Origin of the sequence: Flavobacterium sp. 9AF, from assembly GCF_902506265.1 — a bacterium.
Lineage (GTDB): Bacteria > Bacteroidota > Bacteroidia > Flavobacteriales > Flavobacteriaceae > Flavobacterium.
In genome coordinates, this window is the sequence record NZ_LR733556.1 from 1,382,975 (window position 1) to 1,404,851 (window position 21,877).

General features: G+C 31.3%; 14 protein-coding genes. All 14 read right to left on the bottom strand.

From position 1 onward, the window contains the following. Nucleotide 1: 1 nt before the first annotated feature. The 14 genes from ruvA to HALO113_RS06670 all read right to left on the bottom strand — a co-directional run bounded on the left by ruvA (nucleotide 2) and on the right by HALO113_RS06670 (nucleotide 21,862). Entirely contained in the window at nucleotides 2–583 is a 582-nt protein-coding gene (gene ruvA, locus HALO113_RS06605; RefSeq protein ID WP_159778268.1) for a Holliday junction branch migration protein RuvA, read from the bottom strand. A gap of 25 nt (nucleotides 584–608) precedes the next feature. Further along, nucleotides 609–2,903 carry an NADP-dependent malic enzyme gene (locus tag HALO113_RS06610; RefSeq protein ID WP_159778269.1) on the bottom strand — a complete coding sequence of 765 codons (2,295 nt, stop codon included), beginning with the start codon at nucleotides 2,901–2,903 and terminating at the stop codon, nucleotides 609–611. A gap of 126 nt (nucleotides 2,904–3,029) precedes the next feature. Beyond that, on the bottom strand, nucleotides 3,030–5,492 hold the full coding sequence (locus HALO113_RS06615) for an erythromycin esterase family protein (RefSeq protein WP_159778270.1): 2,463 nt from the start codon (nucleotides 5,490–5,492) through the stop codon (nucleotides 3,030–3,032). A gap of 37 nt (nucleotides 5,493–5,529) precedes the next feature. Next, nucleotides 5,530–8,520 carry a T9SS type B sorting domain-containing protein gene (locus tag HALO113_RS06620; protein ID WP_159778271.1) on the bottom strand — a complete coding sequence of 997 codons (2,991 nt, stop codon included), beginning with the start codon at nucleotides 8,518–8,520 and terminating at the stop codon, nucleotides 5,530–5,532. Between the two features lie 53 nt (nucleotides 8,521–8,573). Continuing rightward, on the bottom strand, nucleotides 8,574–9,494 hold the full coding sequence (gene queG / locus HALO113_RS06625; protein ID WP_159778272.1) for a tRNA epoxyqueuosine(34) reductase QueG: 921 nt from the start codon (nucleotides 9,492–9,494) through the stop codon (nucleotides 8,574–8,576). After that, entirely contained in the window at nucleotides 9,494–10,828 is a 1,335-nt protein-coding gene (locus tag HALO113_RS06630) for a cytochrome P450 (protein WP_159778273.1), read from the bottom strand. Before HALO113_RS06630 ends, queG begins: the two co-directional genes overlap by 1 nt. Nucleotides 10,829–10,840: 12 nt before the next feature. Continuing rightward, nucleotides 10,841–11,866, bottom strand: coding sequence for a Holliday junction branch migration DNA helicase RuvB (gene ruvB / locus HALO113_RS06635; RefSeq protein ID WP_159778274.1), 1,026 nt, complete (start codon nucleotides 11,864–11,866; stop codon nucleotides 10,841–10,843). A 75-nt stretch (nucleotides 11,867–11,941) separates the two neighbouring features. Next, nucleotides 11,942–13,711 carry a cbb3-type cytochrome c oxidase subunit I gene (locus HALO113_RS06640; protein WP_159778275.1) on the bottom strand — a complete coding sequence of 590 codons (1,770 nt, stop codon included), beginning with the start codon at nucleotides 13,709–13,711 and terminating at the stop codon, nucleotides 11,942–11,944. Nucleotides 13,712–13,737: 26 nt separating this feature from the next. Further along, entirely contained in the window at nucleotides 13,738–14,895 is a 1,158-nt protein-coding gene (locus HALO113_RS06645) for a cytochrome c oxidase subunit II (RefSeq protein ID WP_159778276.1), read from the bottom strand. Between the two features lie 19 nt (nucleotides 14,896–14,914). Next, the gene (locus HALO113_RS06650) at nucleotides 14,915–16,267 is read right to left on the bottom strand and encodes a quinol:cytochrome C oxidoreductase (protein WP_159778277.1); all 1,353 of its coding nucleotides are present in this window, start codon (nucleotides 16,265–16,267) and stop codon (nucleotides 14,915–14,917) included. A gap of 30 nt (nucleotides 16,268–16,297) precedes the next feature. After that, nucleotides 16,298–16,843, bottom strand: a complete 546-nt coding sequence (locus tag HALO113_RS06655; RefSeq protein WP_159778278.1) for a cytochrome c — start codon at nucleotides 16,841–16,843, stop codon at nucleotides 16,298–16,300. A gap of 8 nt (nucleotides 16,844–16,851) precedes the next feature. Beyond that, a complete protein-coding gene (locus HALO113_RS06660) occupies nucleotides 16,852–17,376 on the bottom strand; it encodes a DUF3341 domain-containing protein (protein ID WP_159778279.1) in 525 nt (174 codons plus the stop codon). Between the two features lie 4 nt (nucleotides 17,377–17,380). After that, the gene (gene nrfD, locus HALO113_RS06665) at nucleotides 17,381–18,790 is read right to left on the bottom strand and encodes an NrfD/PsrC family molybdoenzyme membrane anchor subunit (RefSeq protein WP_159778280.1); all 1,410 of its coding nucleotides are present in this window, start codon (nucleotides 18,788–18,790) and stop codon (nucleotides 17,381–17,383) included. Between the two features lie 30 nt (nucleotides 18,791–18,820). Further along, complete coding sequence (locus HALO113_RS06670) at nucleotides 18,821–21,862, bottom strand: TAT-variant-translocated molybdopterin oxidoreductase (RefSeq protein ID WP_159778281.1); 3,042 nt, start codon at nucleotides 21,860–21,862, stop codon at nucleotides 18,821–18,823. Nucleotides 21,863–21,877 lie beyond the last annotated feature (15 nt).

Below are 21,877 nucleotides of genomic sequence, written 5' to 3' on the forward strand. Positions count from 1 at the left end.
CTTATAAATTTTTTAATGCTTGTTTAATTAAATTTTCCACACTTGCATTAGGTTCTTGTTTTACTATTTTTTCCAGCACTTTTTCAGCTATTTTTCTAGTAAAACCTAATACTTCCAAAGCAGATAACGCTTCTTCTTTATTCGTATTGTTTGAAATAAGAGAAACTTCGTCTAAAGCATACACATTTAACACTTTATCCTTTAAATCTAAGATCACTCTTTGAGCAGTTTTTGCTCCAATTCCTTTAATACTCTGTATAGTAGTTACGTCATTAGAGGCTATGGCTTGAATAATTTGTTGGGGCGCTAATGATGACAACATGGTTCTAGCAATACTTGCTCCTACTCCAGAAACTGAGATTAATAATTTAAATAATTCTCTTTCTTGTTTTTCAACAAACCCGTATAATGTATGCGCATCTTCTTTGATTTGTAGAAAAGTGAATAATTTTATTTTTTCTTCATTTGGAATAAGTGAGAACGTATGTAAAGATATATTAACATGATAACCTATCCCATTACAATCAATTACAACTTCCGTTGGTGTCTTTTCGACTAATCTTCCTTGAATATATGTTATCATGTTAGTTAATAGTAGTAGTTAGTAATTATTTCAGAATTGATTGTTTGTATCTTCTTTCCTTTTCTTGAGCATCCACTACAGAAACAGCGGCCATATTAACCATTTCTTCAACGCTTGCTCCTAATTGGAAAATATGAACTGGTTTATCTAGTCCTAACATTATTGGACCTATTGATTCCGATTTATTTAATTCTTTTAGAAGTTTGTAGGTTATATTAGCTGAATCCAAGTTTGGAAAAATAAGTGTATTCACTTTTTTATTTGCTAACTTAGAAAAAGGAAATTTACTTTTAAGCATTTCTGGATTTAATGCGAAATCGGTTTGAATTTCTCCATCAATAATTAAATCTGGATAATATTTATGCAGATAAGAAACTGCTTCTCTAACTTTTTTAGGATTTTCATTTTCCGATGATCCAAAATTAGAGAAAGATACCATTGCCATAACAGGTTCCATACCGAACATTCTTACCGTTTTTGCTGTCATTAAAGCAATTTTTGCTAAATCTTCAGCAGAAGGATTTGGATTTATAGCTGTGTCTGAAAGAAAAATGGGTCCTCTCGAAGTCATCATCATATTAGTTGTCGCTATACGTGTTACTCCTGGGGCTTTTTCAATTAACTCCATAACAGGTTTAACTACCGTGGGATAACTTCTTGAATATCCTGTTACCATTGTGTCCGCTTCTCCAGAATTCACCATCATCAATCCGAAATAATTTCGTTCTCTCATCCATTTCTCGGCATCAAGCAAAGTTACTCCTCTTCTTTGTCTAGATTTCCAGAAAGCTTTTGCATATTTTTTTCTACGTTTATCTTCTTCAGATGTTTTTGGATCTATTATTTCTACATCAGCATCAAAACCAATTTCAATTTTTAGTTCTTGAATGATGTCTTTATTACCTAATAAAATAGGTTGTCCAATACCTTCTTCATGTACAATTTGAGCTGCTTTTAAAACATCTAGATGATCTGCTTCTGCAAACACCACTCGTTTTGGATTGGTTTTTGCCCTATTTACTAACATACGAATCATTTTATTATCAGACCCTAATCGTTCCAATAAATCGAGCTCATATTTTTCCCAATCACTTATTTCAATTTGAGCTACTCCAGACTCAATAGCTGCTTTTGCAACCGCTGGAGCTACCACACCTATTAATCTTGGATCAAAAGGTTTTGGAATAATATAATCGCGCCCAAAGTTTAATTTAGTTTCTCCATAAGCTATATTAACCTGCTCAGGTACTGGACTTTTGGCTAATTCAGCAAGAGCCCTTACTGCTGCCATTTTCATTTCCTCATTAATTTTTTTCGCGCGAACATCTAAAGCCCCTCTAAAAATATAAGGAAAACCAAGAACGTTATTTACCTGATTAGGATGGTCTGAACGACCCGTAGCCATAATCACATCTTCTCTGGTATTAATTGCTAAATTATAATCAATTTCAGGAATAGGATTGGCCATTGCAAAAACTATGGGGTCATTGTTCATTGACAATAACATTTCTGGGGTAAAAATATTTCCTACGGATAATCCTAGAAATACATCTGCACCTACAATCATTTCTTTTAAAGATTGAGGAGCACAAGATTTAGCATATTTCTTTTGTAAATCCGAAAGATCTTCTCTGCAAGTGGTTAACATACCGTCTTTATCGAACATAAAAATATGTTCGACCTTTACACCTAACAAAACATAAAGATTGGCACATGCTAAAGCTGCTGAACCGGCACCAGAAACAACTACTTTTACTTTGTCTATTTCTTTTTCAGCTAATTCTAATGCGTTTAACAATGCTGCAGAAGAAATTATTGCTGTCCCGTGTTGATCATCATGCATTACAGGAATATTCAACTCTTCGACTAATCTTTTCTCTATTTCAAAAGATTCAGGAGCTTTAATATCTTCCAAATTAATTCCTCCAAATGTAGGAGCAATATTTTTTACAGTTTGTATGAATTCTTCGATATCTTTAGTTCCAACCTCAATATCAAAAACATCAATATCGGCAAATATTTTAAATAGTAACCCTTTTCCTTCCATTACAGGTTTAGATGCTTCTGGGCCAATATCTCCAAGTCCTAAAACAGCTGTTCCATTAGAAATTACGGCTACTAAATTTCCTTTAGCTGTATATTTATATACATTTTTTACATCTTTAGCTATTTCTAAACAAGGTTCTGCAACACCAGGCGAATAAGCCAATGACAAATCTCTTTGGGTTGCGTATTTCTTTGTTGGTACTACCTGAATTTTACCAGGTGTAGGTTTTGCGTGGTATAATAAAGCTTCTCTTCTTTTTGTATCTTTGTGCATATAATCACTTTTATATGAACTTACAAAGTTAAAATAAGCAACGAAAGAAAAAAATTTTAAAGCTACTCTTTTGTTAAAATCTTAATAAAGATATTTATTTTCTACTATTTAATTATTTTAAAACTTTTATTTACAAAAATATTCATCTTTTGTTCTTATAACGTTATCTAAGGTCTCCTTATCTTTCCAAAATGTAACATCTTCTTTAAAAGTTGTATTAGCACCAAAATTCAATTTTATGGGCTCTTTAATTATTTCTAAATTTGCAACATCTATGTAATCTGATTTTAAGGAATTAACATGAAAATAAACGTTTATATAATTTGGATCTTTTTTATTGGTTACAGTATTTTTATCAATCATTATAAGTTCGTCTAAAAAATAATTCCCATTCGAATATTGATATGTTACTATAATCTTATATATGAATGCAAAATTTTGACCTGAATTATCTTTTAAATCAAATGGTTCTCTTTCTACACAATGTTCAAATTGCAGAACAGCAAAAGTCTCACAATCGATATAAATATAACCTTTAGAGCTCTTTGGTGCTGGATAACCAAAACCCGTTGAATGAGAACCTGGAGAAGTATTTACAAACGAAATTTTATAAGTCTTTTTACCTTTAATCGTTTCAAACCCTTCATTTTTATAATTATATGAACCACTTCTATATAGCGCATTCGCTTTTTCAGTAATCAAATCTCTATTCAAGAGTGAAAATAACCCATAAGAACTTGAAAACCTAAGTTTATCTGACTTACTAGGTGTTTTTTTTAACCTTTCAATCTTACCATAAAATTTAGTATCAGAATTATTTGAGCTATTCAATCCTTTTGAACAATAGAATTTAAGAATAGCTTCGTCCATTATTTTTTCAGTTCCTTCTTTAACTATACTACTTTTATATAGGAAGCTTTGATTAAATTCTTTTTGATAATAATTTTGATTTACATTTGTTTGCGCTTTTGTTATAATTTCTTTAGCAGATAATTCCTTTTGATTTGTATTTAAAATAACTTCATCTAAAATAATTCCTCCCATTTTGCTTTTAGACAACTGAAAGACGTAGTCTTTTAGGTTACTATTTAATTGAAGGGAATCTGAAGCGTATTCGAAAGCATTTACTTTTAAAAATGCGACTTCATTTGTATTGGGAACTAGCATTTCAAAAGTACCATCTCTTTTTGTAATTGTAATTCTATCATGTAATTGTATTTCTGCATTAGGAATAACATGGTTACTATTTTTATCAACTATCCTACCTTTTATCATATAATTTGGCAACTTGACTTTCTTGAAATCACTTTCCTCGTATTTCCTTACTACTGGTGGATACGATTTCTTAATAAAAACCAGCGCATCAAAACTGGTTTGCCAATTGCCTTTAATGGGCATATTTCCTAATATTGAGCTATAAAAAGGTACTTTATTTTGAACATCAAACTCAAAAAAAGCTATATTATATTCTGAAAGTTGTTTTTCAACACTGTTCTCAGGTGGCGTTAAAATAGGATAAAGTATTGAATTAACCATACCATAATTGCCTTCAAAAGATGAAAAAGCAATAGTATATATATTTTCTTTAAAATATTCTTTCAAAATTTTACCCATTGGAATTCCTCCTTCAAGAAGTTCCTTTCCTTCTCCATCATTATAATCTGAATAACCCGTTGCTTTCTTTTCTAAATCGGATTGTTTACTTAAATAATCTTCTGTTAGATTATCTATTTCTAAATTACTTATTTCTTTTGCGAAATGATACGAAGCACCCCAACCAATAATTTTTTCATTTGGATAACTTTCGGCTAAAAAAATTAAATTCTGAGCCATTTGTTTATCTCTAGGATTTTGAACGGCTATTTTTTGATTTTGGATTTGAGCAATTTCAAAATTAACATTGGTTAAACTACTAGTAAACACTTGTTTGATGATTTTTTCATCTAAAGTTAGGTTGTTCATTTTTTCAAATGAGCCAAATATCTCGTGAACATTTTTATAAAAAGCAATTGAATCTGTTTTATTAGTTGCAATTTTTTCTAAATCTTTATATATAAATGCTTTTTCGATTTCTTCGAATAAAGATGCTTTCATTTTAATATTCCTATTCTTAAAAACAGTTTTTAAATCATCTATAAAATAGTTTTTAAATAAAACTCCTTCTTGACAATCAAAACCAACAATTTTAATAGTATCATTCTTTTTTGCTCTTTCTTCAATATAAATTAATAATTCCTGAAAAGATTGCGTGTCTGACCAAATTGAAAAAATAGATTCATTATATATTACACTATTTTCTTCTTTATTTAAAACTAGTTGACGAGCTTTATAATTGTCATACAATCCACTTTCAAAAGCTATTGTATTATAGCCTAACTTTTCATGTAAATATTTAATAAGTTTTATCTTTTCATTAAAAGTAGCACCATCGCCATGCGATTGTTCTCCAAGTAAAACGAGATGCTTATATTTTAAAATAGTTTCTAAAAAAGAATAATCTGAATTATCTATAATAGAATGAGACTTACCATCTATTTTTGCTTGAGGAAATGCAAAAAAGGAAGCAAATATTAATATTAAAAATCTCATAATTGAAATCTAAATAACAGGATTGATATAATATTTTCTATCTTTTTAATGAAAAATGTCCTTTTTGCACCCTTCCATCTAACATATTAATATGAAACCAATAATCAGATGCTGGCATAGCTATGCCGTTAAAAGTTCCATCCCAACCTCTTGATAAAGAAGATATTTGCTTTATTAGTTTTCCATATCTATCAAATATAGAAATGATGGTTTGTTCACCAAAACGATCATTAAAGCCTTTTATATTCCAATAATCGTTTATTCCATCTCCATTAGGGGTAAAAAACTTTGGAATACCTAAAATACTAATTTCTCTTGTGGTCATTCCACAACCATTTAAATCGTAAACATATACTGTTAATGCACCTGGCTGTACAGCATTAAAAAAAGAACTATCCTGAAAATTTTCACCATCTATACTATATTGATAATTCCCATCACCAGAAACTAGAATAGCAACAGCGTTTGATTCTATTAAGTCTTCAATCTGAATATCCTGTATTATTGCAATATTGGAAGGATTTACTTTTATATTTCTAGTACTAGAACATCCCAATATGTTTTGTACTGTAACACTATAATTACCAATTGTATTTGCGTTGTAATAATATTGATTTTCTCCAGTTAACATTTGACCATCCAAAAACCATTGATAACTAAAATCTGTAATTGTAGCTAGGTCTAATAAACCGGCATTTAAAGTAACAGAAGAATTAGCATCGTCTGTACATATAACATAATCTACATCATCAATAAAAATGAAAGGTCTTGGGTTAACTACAAAAGACAAAACTTCTGTAACAAAACAATCTAAATTATTAATATTACTTACTTTAACTAACACATTTTTTGTAGCTGTTTGATAATCTCCAATAAAATTGGATATCAAATTATTGTTTTCATCAAAATATTCAACCTTTAGATTGGTTTGCCCTCCAACTATTATATTTTCAAATGAAGAGGTATCAAAAACCGTAATTCCGTCTTGTTGTTGTGGATCTATTTCATCATCACACAATGTTAATAGATTAGGATTAACAGGGTTTATAACTGGCATATCATCTACAATAAACTCTAGAGTTGTTGAAAAACTACACCCATTTGAAGTATTATTGGTTAAAGTGACATTCAATACTTGAGAATCAGATAAAAATGGATTTGGTAAAACATTATAAACAGTATTATTTGAATCTGTATAACTTATTAAAACATTCGTTAAACCATTTAAAAGCGTTGCTTCAACAGAAGTAGTATCAAATGAGAACAATCCGTCATGATTATCATCACAACCCCTTATTACTTTAGGAGCAACTATTGGTAATGTTTCTACTTGAAGAATTACATATTTACCTAACCCCACACAATCGTTATTGATATCACTATCGACTCTTACATATATATCTTGAGTATTTGGACTTAAACTATTGGTATAATTGGTTAGATTAGTAATTGCATTGTTTTCTACTAAAGCATCATTTATATTTTCATAAAAACTAACATGAACAACTTGTCCTGTGAATAAATTTGAAATTTGGTTTGAAGCATTTGTTAAATTAAATTGTCCAATTCCATCATTTATAGTGCCGAAAGTATCATCACACTCCGTAATTACAATTGGATTAAACGAAGCTGGAATTTGCGTTGCTGCAACAGTTAAATTCAATTGACCCGTTCTAAAACAACCATTATTATTGGTTACTCTATAATAAATAGTTTGAACATTTACCGTTTGATTTATAAAGCTAGTATCATTCGAAATAGGATTGACATTATTATCAGCATCCGTAAGAGTTAAAAAATAAGTAAAAGTCAACCCAGTTGTATTACTCGTAATTAACGTATTTGCTTCAGTTAAATTAAAAGTACTAAAACCATCTGTATCATCATCACATTGTTTTAAATTCGCACTAGCATTGATAATTGGTCTAGCAATTACTTCAACACTTAATTCAGAAACATCAAAACAAGAACCCTTTTCTGTTCGTACATAAAAAGTGTGCATTCCTACAGTTAAGCTTATATTTTGCCAGTTAGCAATAGGATTTAAAGCAACATTTGCATCTGACAATGAATTATAATAGCTAAAATTGACAGTTTGACTACCTGTATAAATTTCCGTATTATGAGAACTAAGGTTGTAATCAATAGTAGTTGAAGCAGTATTTTCACAAACTATTTTTGAAACATCATTTGTAGTTATATTATTAAAAATGACATTTATAGGCTTTATTTCGGTACACTGAGCAGAAACAGAATTAATTCTAGCATAATAAGTTCCTTGCGTTATATTTGAAGTTCCAATTATTGGATTATTATTTAAAGAAGCATCTTGTAGAGAAGAAAAGTAACTAATAAAAAAACCAGAAAATCCTGATAAATAGGAAGCATCCAATACAGAAAAATCATAAGGTTCTATCGTATCATTACCTTCATCACACAAAACTACATTTGGAAAATCGGGAAAATTTAAATTAGCAAAAGGGTTTAAAATAGTAGCCGTTCCATTCCAATTCAAAGAGAAAGGAGAACTCCCAACCGGTCGATCTATTACCACAAAATAACTTTCACCTGCTAAAACATCTAATTGTTTCACAAAACTATCTCCATTAGGGCCAGGACCTTCACTTGTATCAAATGAAGAAGCGTTTAAACCGGTATGATTATTAGATTGACCTGCAGCAGCAGGATTAGTAGTAGAACATCGAATAGGTGTTCCTAGATTCCCACACGTAGAAGCAGGTCCAAAAACCCAAAAATCATAATCTTCATTGATACTACTACTTTGAGGAATAATTGTAAAACCTAAAGTACCAGGTTGATCTATAGTAACACGTAACCATAATGAATTATTTTCTTGACTACTACATGAAGGCGGATCAATTTCCTGAATTCCAGCACCTGAAACATTAAATGATACACTTTGATTGTCACAAGCTTGAATATAGTTTTGACAATCATTTGGCAAATTTTGAGAAAAGCTACAGATAGCTAAGAAAAATAAAAAAAGTAAATGGTATTTTTTTTTCACGATGGTTATTTATTTCGACAAATATAGATAATTTTAAAATGAATACTGAAAAATCAATTTTTCAAGAATTTAATATTTCTTTCAAATCCCTCAAACTTAGTTCTTTTAACAGCAGCGCCTTGAAATACTTTTGAGAATGTTTCCTTTGTAATTTCTTCCCAATCCTTTTTGGTAAAATTCAAAATGGCGCTATTAGGTTCAAACAGAGGTTCATTATGCGGTTTTGCAAAGCGATTCCATGGACACACATCTTGGCACACATCACAACCAAAAGCCCAATCTTGAAACTTACCTTTCATTTCTTCAGGCAGGTTATCTTTCAACTCAATTGTAAAATAAGAAATACATTTACTACCATCTACTACATAAGGAGCAACTATAGCTTGCGTAGGACAAGAGTCGATACAAGCGGTACAAGTTCCACAATGATCTGTCGTAGCTAAATCATATTCTAATTCTAAATCAACAATTAATTCTGCAATAAAATAGAAAGACCCTACTTTTTGAGTAATTAAATTGGCATTTTTCCCAATCCAACCTAATCCACTTTTTGCAGCCCAAGCTTTATCTAGTACAGGTGCAGAATCTACAAAAGCTCTTCCATTAACCTCACCAATTTCTGATTGAATAAAAAACAATAACTCACGCAATTTTTCTTTAATTACAAAATGATAATCTTGACCGTAAGCATATTTAGAAATTTTATAAGATTCTTGATTTTGAAATTCAGAAGGATAGTAATTTAATAATAATGAAATAACGCTTTTTGCGTCATCTACTAGTAATTTAGGATTCAATCTTTTGTCAAAATGATTTTCCATGTAACCCATTTGTCCATGTTTATTTTCTTTCAACCATTTTTCTAATCTTGGAGCTTCATGTTCTAAAAAACCCGCTTTAGAAATACCGCAAGAAAGAAAACCTAATCTTTTAGCCTCATCTTTAATTAAATCGGCATAATTCTTTAAGGCCATTATTGTCTTGTTTTAAATTCTAACACAGCGTCTAGTGGTTTCAAAGTGATCAGAGGTTTAATCTTAATAGGAGTCTTTTTTTCTACAATTTCATAACGTTCAACCATATTTATAATGGTTAAAATCATTTCATACATAGCAAAATTATTACCTATACACATTCGTTGCCCTGCACCAAAAGGGAAGTAATTTTTAGAAAATTTTACATTTTCATCTAAAAATCGTTCTGGTTTAAATAGTTCAGGATCTTCCCAAAAATCGGGATGACGATGTATTTCATAAACAGAAAATAATAAATTAGATTTTTTGGGCAAATCAAAATCTTTAAAACAATCCTTTTCATTGTTAACTCGATCGATAAAATAAGCTGGTGGATATAACCTCATACTTTCCTCAATGACCGCTTTAATATATTTAGCATTTTTAATCCATAACATCAAATCGCAGGATTCTTTTTTAACTTCTTTTATTTCATCTAAAATCTTTAATTGAACAACTGGGTTTCTAGCAATCAATTCGCAAGTAAAAGTCAAGGCATTTGAAGTTGTTTCATGACCCGCAGCAAATAATATAAGTATTTCATCTAAAAGCTGTGTATCTTTCATTGACGAACCATCTTCATATTTGGCATCTAATAAAATATCTAACAAATCATTATGCTTTATTTCACTTTGTTTTCTTTGCGTAACTAATTTTTGTAAAATGTCACGTGATTGGTCAATTAAATTAATATGATATTGTATTTTTCCTGTAAGTTTAAACCACCATCCTAAATAAGGCTGACGAAGTTCTTTTACCAACATTTGTTGTGTAATTTCGGTCGTATTTTGCAATTGTCTTAATTCAAAATCGGAAATTTCAGAACTAAATAGAGACTTGACAACTGTCTGAAAAGCTAAATCATTAAAAACAGGAAAAACATCAAATTCTTGATTGATTTTAATTTTATTTAATTCTCTTTCAATAACAGCATTTACCATTTGCAACAAAAGAGATAATTGACTTTTATGGAAAGCTGGCTGAATTAATCTTCTTTGTTTTTGCCACTCCTCTCCTTCAGATGTGAGCAATCCTCTCCCAATATATTTTGCTAAATCTTTTGTTTGAATAGATGACTTGGAAAAATTTCTTTGATTTTTTTGTAACACATAGCTAAGAAAATCGGCATCCCTAATAAAAATTACCGATTTACCAAAACCAATATTTAATCGAAAGAAATTTCCATATTTCAAAAAATTAGCTCTGTGGAAAGGCAAGGGATTTTTAAGAATTTCTAAAGAATGTCTGATAAAACGCAGTAAAGAAACTTCAGGAAATTGATTAGTATCACTCATAAGCATATCAATTTATTCAAAAAGTCCTCCTTGAATATTATTTTTAATCTTTCCTAAATGACGATATGCTTTTTCAGTGACTTCTCTTCCTCTCGGAGTTCGCATGATAAATCCTTCTTGAATTAAAAAAGGCTCATAAACTTCTTCAATTGTTTCACCATTTTCTGAAACTGCTGTTGCAAGTGTAGTTAAACCAACTGGACCACCTTTAAATTTATCAATTATTGTATTTAAAATTTTATTATCCATTTCATCTAATCCATGAGCATCAACATTTAAAGCTTTTAAAGCAAATTTAGTTATTTCAACATCAATTCTTCCGTTTCCTTTAATTTGGGCAAAATCGCGAACTCTTCTTAACAAAGCATTTGCAATCCTAGGAGTTCCTCTACTTCTTCCTGCAATTTCAATTGCCGCTTCAAGATCAATTTCAACTCTTAATATGGAAGCACTCCTTTCAATTATAGTTGCTAACAATTCAGTATTATAATACTGTAATCTGCTTTGAATACCAAATCTAGCACGCATTGGAGCAGTTAATAAACCTGAACGAGTCGTAGCACCAACTAATGTAAACGGATTGAGATTAATTTGAACCGTTCTTGCATTAGGGCCACTTTCAATCATAATATCAATTTTATAATCTTCCATTGCAGAATATAAATATTCCTCAACAATAGGGCTCAATCGATGAATTTCATCAATAAACAATACATCTCTTTCCTCAAGGTTGGTTAGTAACCCTGCTAAGTCACCTGGTTTATCTAATACAGGCCCAGAAGTTATCTTAATTCCAACCCCTAATTCATTTGCTAAAATATTTGCTAATGTTGTTTTACCTAAACCAGGAGGACCGTGGAACAAGGCATGGTCTAAGGCCTCATTCCTTTGATTAGCTGCTTGAACAAAAACTTTCAAATTTTCCAATACATGATCTTGACCAGCAAAATCATCAAATGATAATGGACGTAATGCTTTTTCAATATCCATTTCTTGAGAGCTAAAGCGCTCTTTATTCGGGTTTAAATTCTCATTCATAAAGCAAAGATAAGCAAACTTAAAAACAAAAAACCTTTCCATATTGGAAAGGTTCTTAATTATATCTATAAAATCTTAATGATGTAATTCTTCTTCTCCTTCTTTCATTGGAGTAATTTGAGTAACAAAATCATCATCGTGACCTGGTTTACTATAATCATAAGCCCAACGGTGTACTTCCGGTATTTCACCTGGCCAGTTGCCATGAACATGTTCAACTGGTGTAGTCCACTCAAGAGTGTTTGATTTCCAAGGGTTTTGAGTTGCTTTTTTACCATAGAAAATACTATAGAAAAAGTTCCAGAAGAAAACAACTTGAAAAACAGCACCAACAATTGCAAAAATTGTAATCAAAACATTCACATCAGCTAACTCATCAAATAATGGAAATGCTGAATTTGTATAGTAACGTCTAGGTAAACCAGCCATACCGATAAAGTGCATTGGAAAAAACACTCCATAAGCACAAACAGCAGTTATCCAAAAATGCACATATCCTAGTGTTTTGTTCATCATTCTACCAAACATTTTAGGAAACCAATGATATACCCCAGCAAAGAAACCATAAAGAGCTGAAATACCCATTACTAAGTGGAAGTGAGCTACAACGAAATATGTGTCATGAACATTAATATCTAAAGTAGAATCTCCTAATATAATACCCGTTAAACCACCAGTGATAAATGTTGATACTAATCCAATTGAAAACAACATAGCAGGATTCAATTGCAGATTACCTTTCCAAAGAGTGGTAATATAATTAAATGCTTTTACTGCAGAAGGAATAGCAATTAATAATGTTGTAAATGTAAATACTGAACCTAAAAACGGATTCATTCCCGAAACGAACATATGGTGCCCCCAAACAATTGTTGATAAGAATGCAATTGCCAAAATAGAAGCAATCATTGCTCTATAACCAAAAATAGGCTTTCTAGAATTTGTAGCAATAATTTCAGACGTAATACCTAAAGCAGGTAATAAAACGATATATACCTCTGGGTGACCTAAGAACCAAAATAAGTGTTCAAACAATACAGGTGATCCACCTTGATAATGTAATACTTCACCTTTAATGAATATATCAGACAAGAAGAAAGATGTACCAAAACTTCTATCAAAAATTAATAATAATGCTGCTGAAAATAATACTGGAAACGAAACAATTCCTATGATTGCAGTTACAAAAAATGCCCATACTGTTAATGGCAATCTAGTCATTGTCATTCCTTTTGTTCTAAGGTTAATTACTGTAACTACATAATTTAATGACCCCATTAATGAAGAAGCAATAAATATAGCCATAGAAACTAACCATAAAGTCATACCCAAACCAGAACCAGGTATTGCTTCAGGCAATGCACTTAGAGGAGGATATATTGTCCAACCTGCTGATGCCGGTCCAGATTCTACAAATAAAGATATTAACATGATTACAGAAGACAAGAAAAACATCCAGTAAGAAAGCATATTCATAAAACCAGAAGCCATATCGCGTGCTCCAATTTGTAATGGAATAAGTAAATTACTAAAAGTACCGCTTAATCCTGCTGTTAATACAAAGAATACCATAATAGTACCATGTATTGTTACTAATGCTAAATAAATATCATTACGCATTACACCTCCAGGTGCAAAATTTTCACCTAAAAGAAATTTAAATATACCAAAAGATTGTTCTGGCCAAGCTATTTGCATACGGAATAAAATAGAAAGTAATACTCCTACAATTCCCATAATTAAACCTGTTATCAGGTATTGCTTAGCGATCATCTTATGATCTAAACTAAAAATATATTTAGTAATAAATGTTTCTTTATGATGACCGTGTTCGTGTGCTGACATATCTTATATTATTTTAATACCTTAATCTATTTAATAATTTGAGCTACAACTTTTGTAGAATCTACAACTGTTTCAACTGGCTCAACTACTTCAGGAGTAGGTGCAGGCGCAGGTGTGTTTGCTTCAGCCCATTGAGATGCTAATGTTGGTTTATCTTTTAACCAAGTTTTAAAATCTTCAGGAGTATCGACTACAATTTTCATTTGCATATTATAATGAGAAGCTCCACAAATTTTATTACAAAGTAGTAAATAATCAAAAGTATAAGGCTCCAAAGCTTCTTCTCCATTAGCTTTTAACTCAATACTTTTTTTAGCTCTAATTTTGTTTATCTTATCTACTTTAGCTTTAATACCATCATCTTCACGCATCTCTGCTGTTGTTTTAGTAGGTACAAATGCAAATTGTGTAATCATACCAGGAACACAATTCATTTGGGCTCTAAAATGAGGCATGTAAGCAGAATGTAATACATCTTGTGATCTCATTTTAAAAACAACTTTTTTCCCTTTAGGAATATGAAGCTCAGTAACTACTTTATCATCTTGCGCAGCTGGATCAGATAAATCTACACCCAACGTATTCACACCTTCAATAAATCGAACATTTGCTTTACCTAATGTATTATCTTCACCAGAGTATCTTGCTTCCCAACTAAATTGTTTAGCATATAATTCTACATAAATAACCTCTTCTTCATCATCATAATACATGATATTGTTCCAAGTATATAATCCATATAAAATTAAACCTGCTAATACAATAACTGGAATGATAGTCCAAACTGCTTCTAATTTATTATTATCCGCAAAATATAATGCTTTTTGACCTTGTTTTCCTCTATATTTAAAGGCAAAATAATGTAGTAAAAATTGTGTAATTGTTTGAACAATAAAAATAATAACTAAAGAGATAGTCATTAAATTATCATAATCTGGACCGTGATCTGAAGCTGGTGTACCTAATACTAAATCACCCCAAGCCCAAATAGAATAAATTGAGAATACATAGATAAAACCAACAAAAGCAAACATTAAATAACCATTAACACTATTGTCTTTATCATTGGCAATTTCAGAATCAGCTGAATTTGACCCTACTTGAGTTAAATCGAATATTTTAGTTAATTGCCAAATAGCAATTCCAATTAAAACTAAAACAAAGAATATCAATAAACTTGTCATTTGTTTATTTCTTTAAATATTAATAATGAAAATGTTTGCTTTCCTCCATTAAAGGATTTCCTTTTGCTACTAAAGAAGCTTTAGTTAAAGTGGTAAACACAACAAAAATAAATAAACCTAAAAAGAAAGCTATTGAACCTAATTCAGACCATCCAATATACCATTGGTCTCCAACAGTAGCAGGCATAATCATATTATAAAAATCAATATAATGTCCACATAAGATAACAATACCAGCCATAACTACTATCCAAGATAGACGTTTAAAATCGGTATTAATTAAAATTAATAATGGGAATACAAAATTCATTACAAGCATACCAAAGAAAGGTAATTTATAGTTTTCTATTCTGAACACAAAATATGTAACCTCTTCAGGTATGTCTGAATACCATATTAACATAAACTGAGAAAACCATAAATACGTCCAGAAAATACTAATACCAAACATAAATTTAGCTAAATCGTGAATATGACTAGTATTTACATATTCTAAAAGACCTTTAGATTTAAGGTATAATGTAATCAAGGCAATTGTAGTAATTCCACTTACAAAGAAGCTTGCAAATACATACCATCCAAATAATGTACTGTACCAATGAGGGTCAACAGACATAATCCAATCCCAAGACATAATGGATTCTGAAACTATAAAGAAAACTAAGAATCCTGCTGCCCATTTAAAATTCTTCTTATAATTTGTAATATCATTAGCTTCATCTTGGGCTAAAGAATTTTTTCTTGAAACATATCTATAAATATTCCATCCTGCTAAAAATATAGCCGCTCTTATTAAAAAGAAAGGAACATTTAAATACCCAGATTTTCCTTGTAATAAATGATCTTTAGCTACTACTGATTCATCCATCCAAACAAATAAATGATTCATATGAAACCCAGAAAGAAGCAACACAATAAAGAAAATAATAGAACCTGGCAATAAGTATCCTGTGATTCCTTCCATTACCCTAAACAATATTGGAGACCAACCTGCTTGAGCTGCTTGTTGAATAGCATAAAAAGCTAAAACTCCTACAGTTAAAAGCATAAAGAAAATACAAGCTACATAAAATGCAGACCAAGGTTTATTTTCTTGTTGATGCAAAACATGCTCAATATGCGCATCATGCTCATTTGTTTCATGTTTAACCTCAGTTTTATGTGTATCATGAGAAGATGATGGAGTAGCCTCATGATGTGTCGTATGTGCATGAGCTGTAGCTTTACCATGATGGTCATCATGAGCATTTTCTATCATTTCTTTAACTTCTTCTTTATTTGGCACAGACATAAAACCTATACCAATTCCTATGATTCCTAAAACCATTAGGACTATTGAAAAAGTTTTTAATTTACTTGAAAACGTATACATATTATTAATTTTCAAAAAAGTGTTTTACAATTATAATTCAGATTTAAGTTTTAAAACGTAATCAGCTACTTGCCATCTTTCTTCTTGCGTTAATTGATTAGCATGTGAACCCATAGAATTTAATCCATATGTTACTACGTGATAAATACTTCCTTCTGTTATTACTCTATCTTTATAGCTTGGAACTCCTAAAAATTTTTCTCTTTTTACTAAATTACCTTTTCCATCACCTTTTTCTCCATGACAAATTGCACAATATATATTAAACAATTCTTTTCCTTTTTCAGAGTTAATTGATAAAGAGTCAAGAGGCGATTTAAGGGTCTCTTTTGCTAAAATATAACCTTCATTAGTATTAGGTATCTCATAAGGCACAAATCCTCTCTTTATTGAACCATGAGCTGGTAATTGACCTTCTTTACCATTTTTAAACACTTCATGTTCAGAATACGTTTCATAAGGAACGGCTTCATACATGTTAGGAAAAAACTGATAGTTTGGTTTCGCATTATCATGACATGAAGTAATCATAAATGTTAAACCTGCTATTGCTACTATTTTATATAAGCTTTTCATATCTCGTATTAATGCTTTTCAATTACTTTAACTTCTACAGCTCCAGTCGATTTAAAAAACGATATTAAATCGTCTTCATTACCATGAACACCTACTTCCATTAAGAAATGATCATCTGTAGTTCTTACATCAGGATTTTCTGCTTTCTTGAAAGGCCATAATTTACTTCTCATGTAAAAAGTAATAACCATTAAATGCGCTGCAAAAAAAACTGTCATTTCAAACATAATAGGTACAAATGCAGGCATATTATCAATAAAACTAAAACTTGGTTTACCTCCGATATCTTGAGGCCAATCTACAATCATGATAAAACGCATCATGCTAACTGCTACTGATAAACCTACTAGTCCATATAAGAAAGAAGCAATTGCGATTCTTGTAGGTGCTAATCCCATAGCTTTATCTAATCCATGTACAGGGAATGGGGTGTAAACTTCCTCTATATGATGATGTGCTGCTCTTGTTTGTTTTACAGCATCCATTAAAACATCATCATCATTATATATAGCGTGTATAACTTTATTACTCATGATATTAATGATTATCTGAATGATTATGTCCGTGTTCTTCTCTTTCTCTCTTATAATTATCTCCTGATGATTTTAAGATAGTCTTAACTTCAGCTTGAGCAATAACTGGGAAACTTCTCGAGTATAATAAAAATAGTACAAAGAAGAATCCAATAGTTCCTATAAAAATACCTGCATCAACAAATGTTGGTTGGAACATAGTCCAAGATGATGGTAAATAATCTCTATGTAACGAGGTAACAATAATTACAAAACGCTCAAACCACATTCCAATATTTACTACAATTGAAATAATAAATGAGAAAGCTATACTTGTTCTTAATTTTTTAAACCACATGAACTGAGGTGAAAAAACATTACAAGTCATCATTAACCAATATGACCACCAATAAGGTCCTGTTGCTCTATTTAAGAAAGCGTATTGTTCATATTCTACTCCTGAATACCACGCAATAAATAATTCAGTAATATAAGCACATCCAACTATAGAACCTGTAATCATGATAATAATATTCATCAATTCTATATGTTGAATAGTAATATACTCTTCAAGGTTTGACACTTTTCTCATGATAATTAACAAGGTATTTACCATTGCAAATCCTGAGAAAATTGCTCCAGCTACGAAGTAAGGAGGAAGAATTGTAGTATGCCATCCAGGAATTACTGAGGTAGCAAAGTCAAAAGATACAATTGTATGTACAGAAAGTACAAGAGGTGTAGCTAAACCTGCTAAAACTAATGAGACTTCTTCAAAACGTTGCCAATCTTTTGCTCTACCACTCCATCCGAATGATAAAGTAGAATATATTCTTTTAGTAAATGGTGTTATTGCTCTATCACGTAGCATAGCAAAGTCAGGTAATAAACCAGTCCACCAGAAAACTAATGAAACAGATAAATACGTAGAAATTGCAAATACGTCCCATAATAATGGTGAATTAAAGTTCACCCATAATGAACCAAATTGATTTGGAATTGGCAATACCCAGTAACCTAACCAAGGACGTCCCATGTGAATAATTGGGAACAATCCTGCTTGCATAACTGAGAAGATTGTCATTGCTTCTGCAGAACGGTTGATAGCCATTCTCCATTTTTGACGGAATAATAATAATACTGCAGAGATTAAGGTTCCTGCGTGACCGATACCTACCCACCAAACAAAGTTAGTGATATCCCAAGCCCAGCCTACTGTTTTGTTTAATCCCCAAGTACCTATACCTGTAGAGATAGTATAAATCATACAACCTAATCCATAAAGGAAAGCGGTTAAGGCAATTGAAAATACAATCCACCATTGTTTATTAGCTCTACCTTCAACTGGTCTAGCTACATCTACAGTAACATCGTGGTAAGATTTATTTCCTACTACTAAAGGTTTTCTAATGGGTGCTTCGTAATGAGACGACATAATCCTTTATATTGTTTCTTAAATTAATACTTATTTAACGTTTCTTACTTTTACGTGATAGAAAACATTTGGTTTTGTACCAATGTGTTCTAGCAAATGATACATTCTTTCGTCTTCAGCTAATTTAGCTATTTGACTTTCTTTATCATTTACATCTCCAAATATCATTGCTCCACTTGAACAAGCAGCTGAACATGCAGTTTGGAATTCACCATCTTTTACTAATCTGCCTTCACGTTTTGCTTGAAGTTTTGTTGCTTGTGTCATTTGAATACACATAGAACATTTTTCCATAACTCCACGAGAACGAACATTTACATCAGGATTTAATACCATACGACCTAAATCGTCATTCATATGGTAATCAAATTCGCTGTTTTTATTATATAAGAACCAGTTAAAACGTCTTACTTTATAAGGACAGTTATTTGCACAATAACGTGTACCCACACATCTGTTATATGCCATGTGATTTTGTCCTTCTTTACCGTGAGAAGTAGCTGCCACAGGACAAACTGTTTCACAAGGTGCATGATTACAATGTTGACACATTACAGGTTGGAAAGCTACTTGAGGATTATCAGATGGATTTTCCATCGAACTAAAAGTATCAATTGACTTCATCAATCCGGAAGTTCCTTCTTTTAATTCTACATCTTTACCAAAAGTTTCTTCATGTGAATAATACCTATCGATACGTAACCAATGCATATCACGGCTTCTTCTTACTTCTGTTTTACCCACTACAGGAACGTTATTTTCTGCATGACAAGCAATAACACAAGCTCCACATCCAGTACATGCATTTAAATCGATAGACAAATTAAAATGATGTCCTGTTGTTCTATCAAAAGAAGTCCACAAATCTACTTTAGTGGTAGGTGTTTCTTGGTGATCCAAAGATACCATCGGAACAGGATTCCAAACTTCTGCATCTTCATTTTTAAATATATCAAGAGTCGTTTCTTTAATAATATCGCCACGACCCATTAATGTTTTTTGTAATTGAACACAAGCAAATTCATGCTCACCAGCTTCTTTTTCAATTTTAACTGATTGATTAGCATTAAAGTTATTGTATAATGTATATGCATTAACTCCAACTTGCATTTCTTGCTTTAAAGCCGCTTTCTTACCATATCCAAAAGCAAGACCTACAGTTCCAATTGCCTGACCAGGTTGAATGATAACGGGTACATTTGAAAGACTTAAATTACCTACTTTCAATGTTACATAACTACCGTTTAAACCTCCATTAGCTACATTCCAATTTTCTAATTTTAGATTTTCTGCATCTTTTCTAGAAATAGTAATATAATTATCCCAAGATACTCTTGTAATTGGATCAGGAAATTCTTGTAACCATGGATTATTAGCTTGTTGTCCATCTCCCATTCCTGTTTTAGTATATAATACCAAATCTAATTCTGATGATGAAGATTTAGCTTGGTTTAATGTACTCGCAGCACTTGAAAAATCAACTTGATTTGCTACTAAGGGCGTAATTTCAGTAGATACAAACCCATCATGAACGATCTGATTCCAAGATTTAGCTGTAACATTTGCTAAAGCAAAACCTTTTAAATAATCATAATAAGTTGAACTATTTTCATTCCAAGTTAATAAAGCCTCTTGGAATTGTTTTGTATCAAATAATGGACGGATTGTTGGTTGAGTAACACTATAATGTCCTCTTTCTAAAGTAACATCTCCCCAAGATTCTAAATAATGTGGAGCTGCTGCTGCTACAGTACTTATTGCTGCTGTTTCATCTTCTTTCAAAGAAAATACAACAGATAATTTCACTTTTTTAAGTGCCTCGGCAAAATCTTTAGAATTTGGTAATGTATAAACTGGATTTACACCATTCATAATAATTGTATGTACTTTTCCAGCTTTCATATCAGTAATCAATTGAGCTACTGATTTAGTATTACCTTTTCTAGTTAATCTAGCGCTATTTGGATTAAATGCTTCAGAACTAATAGCATTATTAATTGCTAACACTAACAACTGTGCATTTACATCATCTAATCCTGTTACAACAACACCTTTCGATTTTGCAGATTGTAATTGACTAATAACTTTTGCTACATCAGTATTTTTAGCTTTTCCTCCACCAACAATTACATTATAAATATCTACTAAAGCTGCTTTTTGCTGAGCAATAGTCATTGGTATTCTTTTATCAGCATTTGCTCCTGCAAGGGACATATTAGCTTCAATTTGAATATGCTTAGACATCTTTCCATTCTTAGGAATCCTACCTTTAGCATATCCAGCATCATATCCACCACCTTGCCAATCTCCTAAGAAATCTGCTCCAACTGAAACAATAACATCTGCTTTAGAAAAATCATAATTAGCTAGAGCACGAACCCCATAAACTTGTTCAAAAGCATCTAATGCATTCGAATCCGATACTGCATCATAAATAATATGTTGAACAGTAGGATATTTTATTTTTAAGTCTTCAATTAAAGCATCTGTTGAAGGACTTGCAATAGTATTTGTTAAAAGCACTATCGATCCATTTGTAGCCTTAGCATCTTCTAAACTAGCCTTAACTTTTGCATTTACTTCAGCCCAACTTGCATTTTTACCAGCAATTTTAGGTTGTTTTAAACGCATACTGTCATATAATGAAAGTACAGAAGCATGCACTCTTGCATTAGCTCCAGTTTTAGATCCTTCTAAATTATTATTTTCAACTTTAATTGGACGACCTTCACGTGTTTTAATAAGAATATTAGCAAAATCAAAACCATCAGCAATTGTAGTAGCATAATAATCAGCTACTCCAGGAATAATTTCCTCAGGCTGTACTACGTATGGTATAGATTTCACAACTGGACCTTCACATGCAGCTAATGAAGCAGCTGCAGTACTAAATCCTACATATTTTAAAAAGTCACGACGAGAAGTTGAACTGTTTGACAAGGCATTATTATCACCTAAAAACTCATCAACAGGAATTTGCTCAACAAACTCATTGTTTCTTAGCGTCTCAACAATAGAACTATTTTCGTTTAGCTCCTCAACACTTTTCCAGTATTTTTTGTTTGATGCCATATTGTATATTGATAT

Excerpts from the sequence above, each read along its gene's own strand:
- HALO113_RS06670 (WP_159778281.1), bottom strand. The coding sequence starts at position 21,862 with ATGGCATCAAACAAAAAATACTGGAAAAGTGTTGAGGAGCTAAACGAA.
- ruvA (WP_159778268.1), bottom strand. The coding sequence starts at position 583 with ATGATAACATATATTCAAGGAAGATTAGTCGAAAAGACACCAACGGAA.
- HALO113_RS06610 (WP_159778269.1), bottom strand. The coding sequence starts at position 2,903 with ATGCACAAAGATACAAAAAGAAGAGAAGCTTTATTATACCACGCAAAA.
- queG (WP_159778272.1), bottom strand. The coding sequence starts at position 9,494 with ATGGCCTTAAAGAATTATGCCGATTTAATTAAAGATGAGGCTAAAAGA.
- HALO113_RS06645 (WP_159778276.1), bottom strand. The coding sequence starts at position 14,895 with ATGACAAGTTTATTGATATTCTTTGTTTTAGTTTTAATTGGAATTGCT.
- HALO113_RS06655 (WP_159778278.1), bottom strand. The coding sequence starts at position 16,843 with ATGAAAAGCTTATATAAAATAGTAGCAATAGCAGGTTTAACATTTATG.
- HALO113_RS06615 (WP_159778270.1), bottom strand. The coding sequence starts at position 5,492 with ATGAGATTTTTAATATTAATATTTGCTTCCTTTTTTGCATTTCCTCAA.
- nrfD (WP_159778280.1), bottom strand. The coding sequence starts at position 18,790 with ATGTCGTCTCATTACGAAGCACCCATTAGAAAACCTTTAGTAGTAGGA.
- HALO113_RS06630 (WP_159778273.1), bottom strand. The coding sequence starts at position 10,828 with ATGAGTGATACTAATCAATTTCCTGAAGTTTCTTTACTGCGTTTTATC.
- HALO113_RS06640 (WP_159778275.1), bottom strand. The coding sequence starts at position 13,711 with ATGTCAGCACACGAACACGGTCATCATAAAGAAACATTTATTACTAAA.
- HALO113_RS06660 (WP_159778279.1), bottom strand. The coding sequence starts at position 17,376 with ATGAGTAATAAAGTTATACACGCTATATATAATGATGATGATGTTTTA.
- HALO113_RS06650 (WP_159778277.1), bottom strand. The coding sequence starts at position 16,267 with ATGTATACGTTTTCAAGTAAATTAAAAACTTTTTCAATAGTCCTAATG.
- ruvB (WP_159778274.1), bottom strand. The coding sequence starts at position 11,866 with ATGAATGAGAATTTAAACCCGAATAAAGAGCGCTTTAGCTCTCAAGAA.